3 protein-coding genes are annotated in these 2,287 nt (G+C 56.3%); all 3 read left to right on the forward strand.

Annotated features, from left to right (window positions below):
* Positions 1-223 precede the first annotated feature (223 nt).
* The 3 genes from AC2I9W_RS17595 to AC2I9W_RS17605 all read left to right on the forward strand — a co-directional run bounded on the left by AC2I9W_RS17595 (position 224) and on the right by AC2I9W_RS17605 (position 2,247).
* Positions 224-1,336: a protein rep gene (locus AC2I9W_RS17595; RefSeq protein ID WP_486411205.1), complete on the forward strand. Its 1,113-nt coding sequence runs from the start codon at positions 224-226 to the stop codon at positions 1,334-1,336.
* A gap of 312 nt (positions 1,337-1,648) precedes the next feature.
* Positions 1,649-1,954: a hypothetical protein gene (locus AC2I9W_RS17600; protein WP_486411206.1), complete on the forward strand. Its 306-nt coding sequence runs from the start codon at positions 1,649-1,651 to the stop codon at positions 1,952-1,954.
* On the forward strand, positions 1,954-2,247 hold the full coding sequence (locus AC2I9W_RS17605; RefSeq protein WP_486411207.1) for a hypothetical protein: 294 nt from the start codon (positions 1,954-1,956) through the stop codon (positions 2,245-2,247). The genes AC2I9W_RS17600 and AC2I9W_RS17605 overlap by 1 nt, the downstream gene beginning before the upstream one ends.
* The last annotated feature ends 40 nt before the right edge of the window (positions 2,248-2,287 follow it).

Here is a 2,287-nt window from a genome sequence, read left to right on the forward strand (position 1 = left end):
GAGGCCGGTTTCTGACGCATTGATAGACAACACAACCGACATGCAAAGCGTATCACGAACACGCCAGAATTCCGCGCGGATCAGCGCAATTTCCCAGAACACAACAGGCCCATGCGCCACCCCCGCCGCGAGGGGGCCCCGCTTGCCGGGGGAGCGTCGCGCCGGGGTGGAAGCAGGGGCCCTTGGTATTAATGCGAAATTACGAGCCCCGGACGGTTTAGCCATGGCGCGACGGGTGGAACGCTTCGCGCTCCAGTCTGTGGCCCGAGACATATTGCCGGATTCACGCACTGCCAAGTGCCTGCGAATCAGAGCCTATGGAAAAGCCATTGAAGTTTGGAAGTCCAAGCAGCATCAGACGGCCAGCTATGGTGGTTTGCAGACCTGCGGCAGTGTTTGGACATGTCCGGTGTGCGCGGCCAAGATCGCAGAGCGTCGGCGGCTGGAAATACAGGACGCAATGGCCCAGCATCGCGCCCAGGGCGGCGAAGTCCACCTTCTGACCCTCACCACACCCCACACCCGTTTCGACGCGCTAGACGACCTCCTGGCCCGTCAGTCGAAGGCGTTGCAAGCTTTCCTGCGTGACAAGACGGTGAAGAAGGTTTTCAAGGAAATGGGCCATCAGGGCCAGATCAGGGCATGGGAAGGAACCCACGGCCGCAAGGGCACAAACAACGGTTGGCACCCCCATTTCCACTTTCTCCAGTTCGTCCTGGTCAAAGCTGACCAGGCACAACTGATGGACTGGAAAACACGGCTCTATCTGCGGTGGGACGCCTACTGCCAGAAGGCGGGGCTTGGCTCCCCGAGCTTTGCCCACGGCATTGACCTTCGAGACGGCCAGCAGGCCAGCAACTACGTCAGCAAGTGGGGCCTAGAGGATGAAATGACCAAGGCCCACATCAAGAAGGGCAAGGCTGGGGGGGAAACCCCGTTCGACCTGCTGCGGGCGGTGCTGGCCGACAAGAACGACAAGCAGGCTGCTGCGCTGTTTGCTGAGTTCGCCCGGTGCTTCAAAGGTAAGCGGCAGTTGTCCTGGTCAAACGGTCTGAAGGCCCGTTTCAACCAGGCAGAAAAAGACGATCAGGAGCTGGCTGCAGAGATCGAGGACAGTGCAGAGCTTCTGGGGCTGATTCAAACCTATGAGTGGCGCGATGTGCTGAAGGTCAAGGCTCGTGGAACCTTGTTGGAGATAGCTGCTTTGGCTGGCTGGTCGGGTGTTCAGAAATTTTTGGAATTTATTTCAGGTTGCCGAGATGTTGTTTATGAGGGTGACGAAGCTCAATCTATGGTTGCCCAGGCTCGAAAACTCATATTGGAAAGAATGACCTAGGGCTTGAAACCGCGTAGCGCGAACGATTTTGCAAAGCAAAGTCTAGTGAGTACACCTTGCGGCTGTTTGGGGGTATCGGGGGCATGGCCCCTGATGTCAACCTTCCCGCAGGCAGTACCCAACCCACAAGGCGCAGCAATCGCGGCACCTCTCGCACACCAAGGCCCCCATTCGCGGGGCCTTTTTCATGCCTACCCGAGGCGTTTCCTGCGCGTCTGGAAGACAAACGGCTGTTCAGAGGCTTTCAAAACCTAAATGACACTGATATCATGAAGTTTCACTTGAAACGTCATTAATCAAACGAAGGAACTCATGAACACCCGTGAAACTCTGATTTTGAAAACTCTTGCTTGGAAGCAAACCATGACCGGCACCGGTCACGGCGATTTTGTTGATCAACTTTTGGAGCAAAACCCCGAAGGCGCGGACGAAATCACCAAGAACGTGTGTGCCCGCGTTCCTATCCAGTTGGCGAAGGAAATGGAAACGGTCGGGAACATGCTCGACCTGAACAAGCGGGAAATCATCACCATGGCCCTGATTGATTTCTTGGACAAGGCACGCGACACGCTGACCGAGTTCAAGGCATGGCCTTCTGACGTAGAGGAGACCGAATAATGGCAATGCTCACACTCAACGGACTGGTGCAGAACGTCTACACCCAGCCAGCCACGACAGACCGGGAAACGGGCGAACAACGCCCTGCAACCCTGCGTGCGCAGATCCTGGCTGAAAACATTTTGGAGAGTGGAGAAAAGCGTCTGGAAATGGTGACGCTGAAGGTTCACACTGAGGCTTTCAAGAAGCTGGTCGGCCAGAAGGTACGTATTCCCGTTGGCGCCTTTGTGAACAAGGGCGCTATCATGTTTTATGCGCTGAAGAACGAAGCGCAACCCATCTCGGCATCTTGAAAAAGAAAAGCCCCGCGAACGCTTGGAACCGTTCCGGGGC

This window comes from Comamonas sp. FUJ_7, assembly GCF_057369555.1.